Source organism: Pseudomonas sp. GW821-FHT05H12, assembly GCF_059419385.1.
In genome coordinates, this window is the sequence record NZ_JBWKRS010000003.1 from 47,770 (window position 1) to 61,606 (window position 13,837).

Genomic DNA, 13,837 nt, shown 5'->3' on the forward strand with positions numbered 1-13,837 from the left:
GAGGTATCAATCAAGCCGAGTGGTGGATCGTTACGGATGGAGTAACAAAACCTCAACAGACACGGACTTCGCCCGAATGAATATTAAAACTGTGGGAGCTGGCTTGCCTGCGATAGCGGTGGGTCAGCTGTAGATAGGTCAACTGACAGTCCGCCATCGCAGGCAAGCCAGCTCCCACATTTGTTCAGTGGCGCTTGTTAAATAGCGGTCCCCAAAAGGAAAGATCAGTCCCTGCTTGGGACCGTTTTAAGCAGCTGGCGCCGGGCTGACTTGCTCCAACGCCCGATCCACCAATAGCAGCCCCAGCTCCGCCATTTGCTGGATGCCGAGCAGGATTGCGCGCTGGGAGGTGTCCAGGTCGAAGGCGAGATTGCAGGTCAATGCGCTGAGGGACGAAAGGGTTTCGCTGGCGTTGACCAGCAGGGTTTCGGTGTTTTCGTGCGGATTTACGCTGAAGAGGTTGGATGAAGGGTTCGACATGCTTAAACAGATTTCGTCGGACTTGCACGTCCGTGTCACCGTTTTTTTGCGATGACCGGACGAAGACTAGGCGCGCTGGCTGCACGCGACAAGTTCATGTACAGCCCAAAATCCTGCAGGAAAAATCCGAAGCCCGCCGGTCTACAACTTCATGTCTATGCTCACCCCCCCCAAACCTTCGAGCGGATAGCTGCGGTACTCATAAACCTCACCACGAACAATGAGGTGGATGACGCCATCCACCCGAGTCACTTGGACACCAGGCTCTTTGGTTTTCAAAAAGGGGTGTGCCGACATCAGCGCTGTCAGTATCTCCCGGTCACTGCCTAAGTCCTTATAAACGTAGTACCTGTAGGAAAATCCCACTGTCGCGCCGCCTTGTCCGTCACGCGCTCCATAAATTGAGTTGCCGTTGCCCAAAGAGTGTTTCAAAACCACTTCGTCCAAATCCGGCGTGCCGGATGACATGATCCAATTGCCCCCGATATACATCAGGCAGGCTACCAGCAGGCAGTTGCGCAGGACCGGCAAGAGGCCTTTAGTAGCCCTGAGAAATTGCATACTCAATCCCCCTCCTTATCCAATATTGATCGCGAGGATCATCGCCAAAAGGTTCTCCTCCCCACCATGACCCATATTCCGGCTTGGTGGTTTCTGCGAATGTTTGAGCGGCACCTGCTGCCCGCAACAGGACATGCTCGGGAATGCCCAGCACCGTACCTGTGGCACCATAATTGAAGTTTCCGAACGCCTCATACTTCAGGCTTTTCTGTTTGTAATCCCAAGGGCCACGCCCTCGGACCTGTGAGTAGAACCACGAATACATGAACGCCGAACCGGGCTTCAAATGCAGCCTGCGGTTGTTGGCGATAGCGATATTGTCTTGCAGCGAAACGCCTGGGGGCGCGGGTGGAACGGCCATTTGCGAGTCCTTGCTGATGGGGTTGAGCAAGAAACGCTAGCACTCAACAATCGGCAAAAATCCCCGCGAGAGACTTAAAGAGATTTCAGACCCACTTTCAGTCCGGGCCCTACACCGAGGGGTGGAGGTCGCACAGCAATTTGTAGGAGCCGGCTTGCCGGCGATGGCGGTAGGCCAGCTGTTGATGCAGTGACTGACAAGCCGCTATCGCAGGCAAGCCAGCTCCCACATTGGATCTTCAGAGGGCGTAGGTTCAGGCCAGGCCGGACTCTATCAACAGGGCTTCAAGCCCCATCAAATCCGGCACCTTCGCCACATGCTCACCCACCTGCACTGCCGCCAGTTCCAGCGGGCACAGCGGCACGTCCACGTAGCTGAGTTGACTGTCGAGCTTGTACGAGCGGGGGATCCCCTGGATTACCAGCGCAATGAACTTCAACGTCGGCCGCCCGCCCAGGGCGTTGAGCACCACGATGCGTGAGCGTTCGCCGGCGACGATGGCTTCGCCGCACGCGGCTTCAAAGCTGATCAGCGGCAGTTGCTGATCGCGCCACGTCACTTGCCGCAGGTACCACGGCGGCGCGTCGCTGGCGGGTTCGCCGCGCTGGAAGTCGATCAGCTCGGCAACCGCGACGTTGGGCAACACCAGGTGGCGGTCGGCCAGGGGCAGCAGCAGGCCGGTGAGTTGGCTGGTGCGGTGGTCAAGCATGGGACTTGCTCCAGTAGGCGATGCTTTCGAGCAGCACCGACTCTTGGTACGGCTTGCCGAGGTAGTCATTCACGCCAATGGCCATGGCGCGGTCGCGGTGTTTCTGGCCGGTGCGGGAGGTGATCATGATGATCGGCAGGCGCATCAGCCGAGGATCGTTGCGCACTTGGGTGGCCACTTCGAAGCCGTCCATGCGCGGCATTTCGATGTCCAGCAGCATCAGGTCCGGCGTGTGTTCTTCCAGCACCGCGATGGCGTCGATGCCGTCCTTGGCGGTGAGCACGTTCATGCCGTTGCGTTCCAGCAGGCGGCTGGTGACTTTGCGCACGGTGACCGAGTCGTCCACCACCAGCACCAGCAATGGGCGCTTTTTCAGCGGGTCATTGAGGACCAGCGGCGCGTCGAATGTCTGGGCCGGCAAGACCGGCTGCCGAGCGCGGATGTGCGCGAGCAAGTCGATGATCAGCACCACACGGCCGTCGCCCAGGATGGTCGCGCCGGACAAGCCCTGCACCCCCGCAAACTGCGGCCCCAGCCCCTTGACCACGATCTCCCGCGTACCCGCCATGGCGTCCACTTGCACCGCCACGCGCCGCTCGTTGCACTGCACCAGCAGCACCGGCACGGGCTGGTACTGGCCCAGCAGTTTCGGACGGCTGACGGTGTGCAACAGGTCGCCGAGGTAGAAGAGTTCGTAGCGCTGGCCGGCGTATTCATAACGTGGCGGGTCCTGCTGATAATGCCCCGCGAGTTCATGGGGCAGCACGCTCACCAGGCCTTCGATAGTGTTGAGCGGGATCGCGTATTGGTCGTCCGCGCACTGCACCATCAACGCCCGGTTGACCGACACCGTAAACGGCAAGCGAATACGGAAGTGCACGCCCACCCCCGGCGTCGAATCAATGAACATCGAGCCGCCCAACTGGCGCACCTCTTCGTGCACCACGTCCATGCCCACGCCACGCCCGGAGATCTGCGTGATTTTTTCGGCCGTGGAAAAACCCGGCTGCAGGATGAACTGCAACACGTCGCGGTCGCTGATCTCTTGGTTCGGGTCGAGCAACCCGCGCTTGATCGCCTTACGCCGCACGGCCTCCAGCGGCACACCGGCGCCGTCGTCGCGCATGTCGAAAACGATATCGCCGCCTTCGTGGGTCAGGTCCAGGGTGATGCGGCCTTTCTCCGGCTTACCGGCCAGCAGCCGCGCATCGCGGGATTCCAGGCCATGGTCCACTGCATTGCGCAACATGTGTTCCAGGGGCGCCGCCATGCGCTCAAGCACGTTGCGGTCCATCTCGCCCTCGGCGTTGCCGACCACAAACTCCACGTCCTTGCCCAACTCGCCCGCCACTTGCCGCACGATGCGCTTGAGGCGCGGCAGCATGCGTTCGAACGGCACCATGCGCGTGCGCATCAGGCCTTCCTGCAACTCGGTGTTGATGCGTGCCTGTTGCTGCAACAGGTCATGGGCATCCTGATTGCGACGGTCGAGGGTGTCCTTGAGGTCGAGCAGGTCGGAGGCAGATTCGGACAGCGCACGCGACAGTTGCTGCAACTGGGAATGGCGGTCCATTTCCAGCGGATCGAATTCTTCATAACCCAGGCGTTCGGCCTCGGCCTGCTGGCGACTGAGGATGCGGCCCTGGGTCTCGGTGTCGAGCCGGCGCAGTTGGTCGCGCATCCGCTCGATGGTGGTTTCCACTTCGGTCAGGGCGATGCGCGCGTCGTTGACTTGTTGCTCGATGCGGCCACGGAAGATCGAGGTTTCACCCGCCAGGTTAACCAGGTCGTCCAGCAGCTCAGCGGAGATCTTCACCATGTCGGCCGTCGGATCGACCGCCGCCTCGGCCTTGCCCGCCGGCAATGCCACCGGTACTACCGGCTCATCACTGGGGTGTACCAGGCTTTTGATGCGTTGGATCAGCTTGTCCACCGAGCCCACCGGCAAGCCATCGGCCACCGCGTCGATCATCTGGGCCAGGCGGTCATGGCAGCCTTGCAGCAGCGCAAACAGTTCTGCCGACGGCACCAACAACCCCGCCGAAAGCCCTTCGTACAGCGTCTCCAACTCGTGGGCCAGATCGCCAATCGGCCCGATCTCGACCATGCGCGCACCGCCCTTGAGGGTGTGCAGGTCGCGCAGCAGGGTTTCCACTTCCTGGCGGTTGCCAGGCTCGGCTTGCCAGCGCACCAAGGCGCTGCTGGAGCTGTCGAGAATGTCGGCGGCTTCTTCGAGGAAGATATCCAGCAACTCAGGGTCGGCTCCCGACGCTGGCGCCACCACCGCGGGTGCCGTCGGTGGGTTGCCCTGGCGCACGGCGCGCAGCTTGTCGACCAGCTCACGGCTGTCGCTCAAGGGTTGCTGGCCTTGCAGCTCTTCCAGCTGCAAGGCCAGGTGTTCATGGCTGGCCATCAGCACCTGGGACAGCTCGGCGCTGTAGCTGTAGCGACGGTCTACCAGGCCTTCGTACAGGCATTCCAGCTCATGGGCCAGGTCGCCGATCGGGCCGATTTCGGCCATGCGCGCGCCGCCCTTGAGGGTGTGCAGGTCGCGTTGCAACGACGACAACGGCGCGGCGTTTTCAGGCTCCAGGAGCCAACGCTTGAGCGACTGCCCGGCACTGTCGAGGATGTCCACGGCCTCTTCGAGGAAGATCTCGACGATCTCGTCGTCCATGGCCGTTTCATGCTCCAACTGCTGGGTCGCGGCACCCAGCTCGGCAATGCTCAGCGCTCGGCTGCCATCGCTTTTGATCAGGCCAGTGGCAGATGGATCCAACGCCTCATCCAGCAGCTCACGCAGCGCCTCGACCCGAGCAGGGGCCGGGCTGATTTCCTGGCCGGCCGCCAGTTGGTCGAGCATGTTGATCAGGGCTTCATGGGCCTGTTCGGCCTCATGGAAAAACCGCTCGCTCACCGCCAGGCTGCTCTCTTCCACCGCGCCGTACAGGTCGAGCAGCGCTTCGCACAGGGCGTCGATGGCATGCAGGTCGGCGATGTGCGCGCCCTCCCCCAGGGTGGTCAGCTCATCCAGCAGCGCCGTCAGTTCCTGACGCTCGCCCGGGTGCTGTTGCCAGCGGCGCAGCAGGTTTTCGGCGTCGAGCAGGATGTCCATGCCCTGGGCCAGGAAGTTGGCGATCAACTGCGGGTCGCGCTTGATGCGCAGGCCCGTGTGTGGGGCGTCGAGCAGCGCGGTCAGTTGGCTGTCGAGCAGGCTTTGGGTGCGACTGATCAAGTCTTCGGCGCCCTTGATCGGCGCCAGCGGGTCGCGGTCCAGCTGGCGCACCCCACGCTGGAACAGGCCCTCGGCCTCCAGCAGCAGCTCTACTTCGTCCAGGTCCAGCGGCAGGCGGTGGGCCTTGTACTCGCGGGTCAGGTGATCGAGCGGGCGGGCCAGTTCGGCGATGGGCAACACGCCGGCCATATAGGCACTGCCCTTGAGGGTGTGCAGGGCGCGCTGCAGTTCATCGCTGACTTGCAACGGCACATGCTCGGCGGCCTGTCGCAGGAAGTGGTTGAGGCTGTCCAGATGGCTCTGGGCTTCGTTGCGGAAAATTTCCAGCAGCATCGGGTCATGGGCTTCAGCCGCTGGCTCGGGCGTGCCGCTGGCCAGGGCATGGGCGCGGGCGGCCAGGGCGTCGACTTCATCACGCTGGTGTTGATCGTCGGTGGCGAAATCGGCGATCAGCTCCGGCAGCAAGGCCACCGTTTCATCCAACACTTCTTGTACTTCGGGGCCCAAAGCCACGCTGCGTTCCAGCACGCGGTTGAGCAGGTTCTCCACGGCCCAGGCCAGCTCGGCCAGCACCAGGGCGCGCACCATGCGGCCGCTGCCTTTCAAGGTGTGGAAGGCGCGGCGCATTTCGCCCTGGGCGGTTTTGTCGGCACTGTTGGGCAGGTAGCGGTGCAGCACCTCGAGGACTTCGTCGGTTTCTTCAAGGAAGACTTCGCGCAGTTCGTCGTCGATGGGTTCTTCATCGTCCGGGGGTGGCAACAGGCTGCCCGGGCGTTGCAGGGCCGGCGGGTTCAGGCGCGACGTCGGGCTGGCCAGCGCATCGAACTGGGACTGGCTCGGGGTGGCTTCGGTGGTCAGCGCACCCTCCGGCGCAACCAGCGCCTGGCGCCACGGTTTTTCAGCCGGCAGGTAACCGAGTGCCGCAAGGCCTTCGGTGGCCAATTCCAGCACCCGCTCGCCTGCGGCATCCGGGTCCTGGAGCATGCGTTCCAGGTAGTACTCCAGGCTGCTGATCACATCGGCAAAATGCCCCAGTTGCACCTCGGACGGCGTCGTGTCGCCGCTCATCAGCTGCTCATCGACGTAATCGGTGCAGCCGCGCATCAGGCTCGCTGCGCGTGGCAGGGGAATCATCGCCAGGGCGCCGCGCACCTGGCTCAGCAACTCCGGCAGAGACTCCAGGCGCTGGCGGTCCCAATGGGCCTCGATGCAGTCGATCACCAGTTCCTTGGCTTGCTTGAGGCACTGGCAGGATTCGCGGATCACCAACTGGTGGATCTGAGTCAGGTCGGTGGTGGGCAGGCGGCTTTCTTCGCGGCTTTCCGGTTCGACGGTGCCGACCATGCCCGCCAGCGTGGCTTCGACATAAAGCAAGGCGCCCGCAACGTCCATCAACACGGCGTCGTTGGGTTCGCGTTGGCCCTGGACCAGGCTCAGCACCACGGCCAACTGGTCGATGATCACTTTGCGCGGCTGGCCGAAGCCCAGCACCGCCAGGGTGTCGGCGATCTGCCGCAGCGGCGCGAGCAAGGCCTCAAGGTCGCTGGTGTGCTGGCGATCGCTGCGCACGAACAGGTCGAGACGCTCCTTGACCCGCACCAGTTCTTCGCACAACGCGCCAAGCACCGAGCCCATGGCATTGCGGTCCGGCCCGGCCAGGCGCGCACGCTCGGCATCGACCACGGCACTGTCGGGCAAGGCTTCGTCCAGCCCGTAGCGTTCTTTCAGGCTTTGCATGCGCGGCGTCGGCCGGGTCACCTTGGCGACGTAGAACAACAGGCTTTTGAGCAGTTCATCCGGCGCCGGTTGGTTGATGCCGCCGATGCCTTGGGCCAACAGGCGCTTGAGTTGCTTGTCGCTGGCCTTGAGCAGGCTGCGCAGGGCCGGGCTGTTGGCGATCACGCCGGTGAGCATGCCTTCGACCAGCGCCGAGGTGACTTGCCACAACGGCAGCAGCGGCGCGCCTTGGCACAGCGCTTCGAGGCGCGCAAAGACCCGCGCCATGTCTTCCAGGTTGCTGGGGCCGTGGTCTTCGCGCAGCAGGCCGGCGAGGGCTTGTTGCAAGAGTTGGTGCCACTGACGGAGCTGTTCGTGCAGGTCGGGCAACGCACGCTGGGCCAGGGCTTCGTCGGGCAGCGGCGCAATCGATAGCAACTGCGGGCTGAACAGGCTGGTCTCCGACAACAGGCTTTCGCCGCGCGCACTGCGCAGGTCGTTGAGCAGTGGCAAGACCACCAGCGGTAAGTCGCGGCGGGCGCTGTGCACGCGGTCCAGGTACAGCGGCAGCTGGTTGAGGGCCTGTTGCAGCAGGCGGATGCTTTCGTCGCGCTGACTGACGTGCCCGGCCTGGAGTGCCAGGGCGAGTTCTTCAAGCTCTTCGGCCAGCAGGGCCGCGCCGTAGAACTCGACCATCTGCAGCGCGCCATGCACCTGATGGATGCCGGCCAGGCACTCGCCGATGGCGTCGGCGTCAGCGGTCTCGACGAAGGCGTCCAGCGCCGAACGCGCCTGTTTCAGGGTTTCGGCAATGTCGCCCTTGACCCATTCGAGGGCCACGTAGTCGTGCCGATCAACCATAACTGCTCCGCTTAGAATTCGTGGGTTGCTGGTGTTGCTAGGATCTCCAGACGGGTGGAGATCAACTGTGGGAGCTGGCTTGCCTGCGATAGCGGTGGGTCAGCTATACATGGGCCAGTTGATAGATCGCTATCGCAGGCAAGCCAGCTCCCACAATTGGACAGTGGTGTTCTTTAAAATGCATTTCAATTGTCGACCTGCTTGGGCGGCGGCAAGGTGAACCCCGACACCGACCGCCGCAACTGGCTGGCCATCTTCGCCAGGTTGCCGATGCTTTCGGCGGTGGCCGTGGAGCCCGACGAGGTCTGGGTGGTGATCTGCTGGATCACGTTCATGGTCAGGGAAATCTGCCCTGCCGACGAAGTCTGCTGCTGCGCCGCGTTGGAAATGCTCTGGATCAACGCCGCCAGGGTTTTCGACACGCCTTCGATTTCTTCCAGGGCCACCCCCGCGTCCTGGGCCAGCCGTGCACCGCGCACCACTTCGGTGGTGGTCTGCTCCATGGAAATCACGGCTTCGTTGGTGTCGGCCTGGATCGCGCGCACCAGGGTTTCGATCTGCCGCGTAGCCGCCGACGAGCGCTCGGCCAGCCGTTGCACTTCGTCGGCGACCACGGCAAAACCGCGCCCGGCGTCCCCGGCCATGCTCGCCTGGATCGCGGCGTTGAGGGCCAGGATGTTGGTCTGGTCGGCAATGTCGTCGATCAGGCTGACGATGTCGCCAATCTCCTGGGACGACTCGCCCAGGCGCTTGATGCGCTTGGCGGTGTCCTGGATCTGCTCGCGAATGTTGTCCATGCCGTGGATGGTGTTGTGCACCACCTCATTGCCCTTGTTGGCGATCTCTACCGAGCGCTCCGCCACCGCCGAGGACTCAGCGGCGTTGGCCGAGACCTGGTCGATGGACTGGGCCATCTCGTTGATCGCGGTGGACGCTTCGGCAATCTGCTGGGCCTGGTGCTCCGAAGCCTGGGCCAGGTGCATGGCGGTGGCCTGGGTGTCCTGCACCGCGCCGGCGACTTGGCCGGCGGTGAGGTTGATGGTGGCGACCAGGTCGCGCAGTTGGTCCACGGAGTAGTTGATCGAATCGGCGATGGTGCCGGTGAAGTCTTCAGTCACCGAAGCAGTCACCGTCAGGTCGCCATCGGCGAGGTCTTCGATTTCATCGAGCAGGCGCATGATCGCGTTCTGGTTGCGCTCGTTCTTCTCGGCGGTTTCATGCAGCTGGCGGTTGGTTTCGCGCACCATTACTAGGCCGATCAGGATGATCGAGGTCAGCGCCAGCAGGCCCAGCACATAGCCGCCGATGGTGTCGAAACTGCGCCCGCTGGCGAGGTTTTCAAACCCGGTGGCCAGGTGCGAGGCTTCATCGAGCAGGGTTTGCGACAGGTTGAAGATATTGCTCGCCGACGCCCGCACCTGGAACAGTTGCGGCGAGGTTTCGAGGATTTCATCCACAGAGCCCGAGACGAATTCGAACAACTCGGCGATTTCCGCCAGCCGCGCCCGGGCGTCGTGGTCTTCGACCTGGCTGATGCGCAACCCGGCGTTGCCCTGGAGCATGCCGTTGAGCACCTGGCCGAAGCGGTTGGCGTCGCGACCAAAGGCGTCGGCGGCCTGGGCGGCGGTTTCGTCGCCGGCGAGCACAGTGTTCACGGCGCCCAGGATTCGCTCGGCCAACAACGACTGGCGTTGGGCCAGGGCTACTTGGCTGGCCGGGGCACCACGCTGCAGAAGGATGTCGACGACTTTTTCCGACTCCATCTGCAACTGCGGCACCGTTTCGGCCAGGGTCGCGGCCACTTGGTGCAATGACAGCACCGTCTGCTCGCTGGCGAGAATCGCGTCGGTGTTTTTCAGCAGCGCTTCCCAATCGGTCTGCACCGCACGCATCTCGGCACGCACGGCGTTGGGTGCGGCGGGCAGGCCGGTCTCGATGTCGCCTTTTTTCAGGTAACCCCAACGCTGAGCAAAGTCGTTGCGCGCGTCAGACAGCAGCTTGAACGCCGCCGCCTTGCCGGCCGCGGCTTCGGTGGCGTTCTTGGCGATACGCTGGGACAGCACGCGCAGCTCGCCGGCGTGGCCGATGTACTGTTTGTCGTAGGTGGACTGGGTGTTGAGGTACGCGAAGTTGGCGAACAGCAACATGATGAACACGATCAGCGCGATGAACAGCACGATGATCTGCGAACGACTGCGCGAGGCGGCTTGGGGTTTGGGCGTGGAAGCGGTGGTCATGCGGCAACATCCATGAAGCCTGGGGCCTGGGCCAGAGCGAAGGGGCTGAAGACCTGCCACAGCTGGTCGCCGTCGAACTGGCCCTGGATAAACGGCGCGCTGGAGAGCGTGCCCGTCAACAATGCGTCTTGCGCGAAATGCTGCATGCCCACCACCTCGTCTACCAGCAGTCCGACGAACAGGTCGTTGTATTCCACTACCAGTACCCGCCGCTGCTTGCGCACCCGGGACAGCTCCAGGCCGAGAAAACCGCCAAGGTCCATCACCGGCAGCAAGCGCCCGCGCAGGTTGGCCACGCCCTTGACCCAGGGTTTTACGCCCGGCATCACGGTGCAGCGCGGCTCATGCAGGACTTCGGCGACTTCGCCCATGGGCGCCACATACCAGTGCGGCCCCAGGCGAAAGCCGATCCCGCTCCAGCGTTGCAGGCGGGTTTCCTGGGATGGCAGGTCGGCGGCCAGCAGGCGGCAGCGGCGGTCAATGTCCAGCAACAGCTCGAAGGCGGTTTGCGACTCGGTCATGGTGGCGAACCGTCAGCCGGCCAGCACCTTGTTCAGGGTGGCAATCAGGGTTTCTTCGTCCACCGGCTTGGTCAGGTAGTCCTTGGCCCCTTGGCGGGCGCCCCAGATCTTGTCGGTCTCCTGGTCCTTGGTGGTGATGATGATGATCGGGATACCGTTGGTTTCCGGCTCCTTGGACAGCTGGCGGGTGGCCTGGAAGCCATTGAGGCCCGGCATCACGATGTCCATCAGCACAGCGTCGGGCAGTTCCTGGCGGGCCAGGGCCACGCCGTCCGCGCCGTTTTCGGCTTTCAGGACCTGGTGGCCATGCTTTTCCAGCATGCCGGTCAGTTTGTACATTTCGGTCGGCGAATCGTCGACGATCAGAACACGTGCCATGGTTTTCCCCACTACATTGGTTGGCGCCAGCCCTTGTGAGGCGACGTCAGTGTGCTTGTTCTACTGCGGCGAAGGCAGGCACGTAGGCCTTGATCGCACCCAGCAGTTCTTCCTTGCTGAAAGGCTTGGTCAAAAACTGATCGACACCCACGATGCGCCCCTTGGCCTTGTCGAACAGGCCGTCCTTGGAGGACAGCATGATCACCGGAATCGACTTGAACGCCGGGTTGTTCTTCACCAGCGCGCAAGTCTGGTAGCCATCCAGGCGCGGCATCATGATGTCGACAAAAATAATGTGCGGGTGATGATCAACAATCCGGGCCAGGGCATCGAAACCGTCGATGGCCGTGATGACGTCGCACCCTGCGTTCTTCAACAGTGTTTCGGCGGTGCGGCGGATCGTTTTCGAATCGTCGATCACCATCACTCTCAAGGCGTTGGAATGCTGTTCCATATCTGCTCTACCATCGCCACAGCGAATCGGTTTTCGGTGTGTACTGCCTGATGTCTCACAGGATGAGCGCCGCAAGCCCTGAAATCCAAGGGCTGCTGCACCGTGGCAGTCTTTTTAGCACAGTCTTGGGGTGCAATCTATCGAGCGGCCTGCCCGGTGGTTTTTCCTTGACCCACAACAGCCGCAGCGCCACTCTGACGCCACTTTTATGCGCCCTAATTTGCTAGAGGAAATCCCCCATGAGCGTTCGCGTCGGCATTGTCATGGACCCTATCGCCAGCATTTCCTATAAAAAGGACAGCTCGCTGGCCATGCTCCTGGCCGCTCAGGCCCGCGGCTGGACCCTGTTCTACATGGAGCAGCGCGACCTGTACCAGGGCGACGGCGAGGCCCGTGCACGCATGCGCCCGCTGCAGGTGTTCGCCAACCCGGAGAAGTGGTTCGAGCTGGCCGACGAAATCGACAGCCCGCTGAGCGATCTGGACGTGATCCTGATGCGCAAGGACCCGCCGTTCGACATGGAGTTTGTCTACTCCACCTACCTGCTGGAGCAGGCCGAGCGCGCCGGCGTGTTGATCGTCAACAAGCCGCAGAGCCTGCGCGACTGCAATGAAAAGCTGTTCGCCACCCTGTTCCCGCAGTGCACGCCGCCGACCGTGGTCAGCCGCCGCGCCGACGTGCTGCGTGAATTCGCGGCCAAGCACGGTGATGTAATCCTCAAGCCACTGGACGGCATGGGCGGCACCTCGATCTTCCGTCACCGCGCCGGAGACCCGAACCTGTCGGTGATCCTCGAAACCCTGACCGCGCTGGGCACCCAGCAGATCATGGGCCAGGCGTACCTGCCGGCGATCAAGGACGGCGACAAGCGCATCCTGATGATCGACGGCGAGCCCGTGGATTACTGCCTGGCGCGCATCCCGGCAGCCGGCGAGACCCGTGGCAACCTGGCGGCCGGTGGCCGTGGCGAAGCACGCCCGTTGTCGGACAAGGATCGCTGGATCGCCTCCCAGGTCGGCCCGACCCTGCGCGAAAAAGGCCTGCTGTTTGTAGGCCTGGACGTGATTGGTGAAAACCTCACCGAAATCAACGTGACCAGCCCGACCTGCATCCGCGAGATCGACAACGCCTTTGGTACCAACATCGGCGAAATGTTGATGGCCGCCATCGAGCGCAAGCTACAAGCCAAGTGACATAGAACAGCCGGACACCAACCAACATTGCGTTATCATGCGCCACCTGTGAAACGCGCGATGTTGGTTTTTTTGTCATGACACTCCCGTCCGATCTGCCCCCCGAACTCTCCCACAGCGGCGTGCGCCCGGCTGATCGGCTCGGATTTACCCTGTTCCTGGCAGCATTGATTCACCTGGCCCTGATCCTCGGCGTGGGTTTCACCATGGTCGAGCCCAAGCAGATCACCAAGACCCTGGAAATCACCCTCGCCACGTTCAAGAGCGAGAAAAAGCCGGAAAAAGCCGACTTTCTCGCCCAGGAGAACCAGCAAGGCAGCGGCACCCTCGACAAGAAGGCCGTGCCCAAGACCACCGAAGTGGCGCCGTTCCAGGACAACAAGGTCAATAAAGTCACCCCGCCTCCGGCCCCCAAACCCGAGGTCAAGCAAGCCGCGCCCAAGGCCGCCGTGACTACCGTCGCGCCCAAGCCGCAAAAAGCACCAACCCAGCGCGAAAAAGCCAAGACCGAACCAACCCCTGAACCGGTGAAGCCGGCGCCCACCTTCGACAGCTCACAGCTTTCCGACCAGATCTCCAGCCTGGAAGCCGAACTGGCCAACGAACAACAGCTGTACGCCAAGCGCCCGCGCATCTACCGGCTGAACGCGGCCTCGACCATGCGCGACAAAGGCGCCTGGTATAAGGACGAATGGCGCAAGAAGGTCGAGCGCATCGGCAACCTCAACTACCCGGATGAGGCACGTCGCCAGCAGATTTACGGCAATTTGCGCTTGCTGGTGTCGATCAACCGCGACGGCACACTCTATGAAGTGCAGGTGCTGGAATCGTCCGGCCAGCCGCTGCTGGACCAGGCCGCCCAGCGCATCGTGCGCCTGGCCGCGCCCTTTGCCCCGTTTACCGGGGACCTGAACGATGTCGACCGCCTGGAAATTATCCGCACCTGGAAGTTCGCCAAGGGCGACCGCCTGTCCAGCAACTGACGCAGATCCCCCGTAGGAGCCGGCTTGCCGGCGATGCGGCATGTGTGTCTTGCGGTGTCTGAACGGACGCCATCGCCGGCAAGCCGGCTCCTACAGGGTTCGCGTTTGATATGAAAGGTGGGCCTGCCGTGCATCCCCGGCTTGTCAG

General features: G+C 62.8%; 11 protein-coding genes. 2 read left to right on the forward strand and 9 right to left on the reverse strand.

What is annotated here, in order from left to right:
* Positions 1 to 246 precede the first annotated feature (246 nt).
* The 9 genes from AC07SU_RS03495 to pilG all read right to left on the reverse strand — a co-directional run bounded on the left by AC07SU_RS03495 (position 247) and on the right by pilG (position 11,513).
* Positions 247 to 480 carry a DUF6124 family protein gene (locus AC07SU_RS03495; RefSeq protein WP_494996218.1) on the reverse strand — a complete coding sequence of 78 codons (234 nt, stop codon included), beginning with the start codon at positions 478 to 480 and terminating at the stop codon, positions 247 to 249.
* Between the two features lie 141 nt (positions 481 to 621).
* The gene (locus tag AC07SU_RS03500) at positions 622 to 1,041 is read right to left on the reverse strand and encodes a hypothetical protein (RefSeq protein ID WP_494996315.1); all 420 of its coding nucleotides are present in this window, start codon (positions 1,039 to 1,041) and stop codon (positions 622 to 624) included.
* Positions 1,019 to 1,402, reverse strand: coding sequence for a polymorphic toxin type 44 domain-containing protein (locus tag AC07SU_RS03505; protein WP_176996754.1), 384 nt, complete (start codon positions 1,400 to 1,402; stop codon positions 1,019 to 1,021). Before AC07SU_RS03505 ends, AC07SU_RS03500 begins: the two co-directional genes overlap by 23 nt.
* 253 nt (positions 1,403 to 1,655) lie before the next feature.
* Entirely contained in the window at positions 1,656 to 2,111 is a 456-nt protein-coding gene (locus AC07SU_RS03510; protein WP_494996219.1) for a chemotaxis protein CheW, read from the reverse strand.
* Positions 2,104 to 7,923: an Hpt domain-containing protein gene (locus AC07SU_RS03515; RefSeq protein WP_494996220.1), complete on the reverse strand. Its 5,820-nt coding sequence runs from the start codon at positions 7,921 to 7,923 to the stop codon at positions 2,104 to 2,106. The genes AC07SU_RS03510 and AC07SU_RS03515 overlap by 8 nt, the downstream gene beginning before the upstream one ends.
* A gap of 185 nt (positions 7,924 to 8,108) precedes the next feature.
* Positions 8,109 to 10,160: a methyl-accepting chemotaxis protein gene (locus AC07SU_RS03520; protein WP_494996221.1), complete on the reverse strand. Its 2,052-nt coding sequence runs from the start codon at positions 10,158 to 10,160 to the stop codon at positions 8,109 to 8,111.
* Positions 10,157 to 10,681, reverse strand: coding sequence for a chemotaxis protein CheW (locus AC07SU_RS03525; RefSeq protein WP_494996222.1), 525 nt, complete (start codon positions 10,679 to 10,681; stop codon positions 10,157 to 10,159). The genes AC07SU_RS03520 and AC07SU_RS03525 overlap by 4 nt, the downstream gene beginning before the upstream one ends.
* 12 nt (positions 10,682 to 10,693) lie before the next feature.
* A complete protein-coding gene (gene pilH / locus AC07SU_RS03530) occupies positions 10,694 to 11,059 on the reverse strand; it encodes a twitching motility response regulator PilH (protein ID WP_016976047.1) in 366 nt (121 codons plus the stop codon).
* A gap of 46 nt (positions 11,060 to 11,105) precedes the next feature.
* Positions 11,106 to 11,513, reverse strand: a complete 408-nt coding sequence (gene pilG / locus AC07SU_RS03535) for a twitching motility response regulator PilG (protein ID WP_016972942.1) — start codon at positions 11,511 to 11,513, stop codon at positions 11,106 to 11,108.
* Between the two features lie 239 nt (positions 11,514 to 11,752).
* On the opposite strand from pilG, the gene gshB reads away from it, so the two are divergent.
* Together gshB and AC07SU_RS03545 are read left to right on the forward strand one after the other, a co-directional pair.
* The gene (gshB, locus tag AC07SU_RS03540; RefSeq protein ID WP_159960633.1) at positions 11,753 to 12,706 is read left to right on the forward strand and encodes a glutathione synthase; all 954 of its coding nucleotides are present in this window, start codon (positions 11,753 to 11,755) and stop codon (positions 12,704 to 12,706) included.
* Between the two features lie 77 nt (positions 12,707 to 12,783).
* Positions 12,784 to 13,689: an energy transducer TonB gene (locus tag AC07SU_RS03545; protein ID WP_494996223.1), complete on the forward strand. Its 906-nt coding sequence runs from the start codon at positions 12,784 to 12,786 to the stop codon at positions 13,687 to 13,689.
* Positions 13,690 to 13,837: the final 148 nt, after the last annotated feature.

Excerpts from the sequence above, each read along its gene's own strand:
- AC07SU_RS03495 (WP_494996218.1), bottom strand. The coding sequence starts at position 480 with ATGTCGAACCCTTCATCCAACCTCTTCAGCGTAAATCCGCACGAAAAC.
- AC07SU_RS03500 (WP_494996315.1), bottom strand. The coding sequence starts at position 1,041 with ATGCAATTTCTCAGGGCTACTAAAGGCCTCTTGCCGGTCCTGCGCAAC.
- AC07SU_RS03505 (WP_176996754.1), bottom strand. The coding sequence starts at position 1,402 with ATGGCCGTTCCACCCGCGCCCCCAGGCGTTTCGCTGCAAGACAATATC.
- AC07SU_RS03510 (WP_494996219.1), bottom strand. The coding sequence starts at position 2,111 with ATGCTTGACCACCGCACCAGCCAACTCACCGGCCTGCTGCTGCCCCTG.
- AC07SU_RS03515 (WP_494996220.1), bottom strand. The coding sequence starts at position 7,923 with ATGGTTGATCGGCACGACTACGTGGCCCTCGAATGGGTCAAGGGCGAC.
- AC07SU_RS03520 (WP_494996221.1), bottom strand. The coding sequence starts at position 10,160 with ATGACCACCGCTTCCACGCCCAAACCCCAAGCCGCCTCGCGCAGTCGT.
- AC07SU_RS03525 (WP_494996222.1), bottom strand. The coding sequence starts at position 10,681 with ATGACCGAGTCGCAAACCGCCTTCGAGCTGTTGCTGGACATTGACCGC.
- pilH (WP_016976047.1), bottom strand. The coding sequence starts at position 11,059 with ATGGCACGTGTTCTGATCGTCGACGATTCGCCGACCGAAATGTACAAA.
- pilG (WP_016972942.1), bottom strand. The coding sequence starts at position 11,513 with ATGGAACAGCATTCCAACGCCTTGAGAGTGATGGTGATCGACGATTCG.
- gshB (WP_159960633.1), top strand. The coding sequence starts at position 11,753 with ATGAGCGTTCGCGTCGGCATTGTCATGGACCCTATCGCCAGCATTTCC.
- AC07SU_RS03545 (WP_494996223.1), top strand. The coding sequence starts at position 12,784 with ATGACACTCCCGTCCGATCTGCCCCCCGAACTCTCCCACAGCGGCGTG.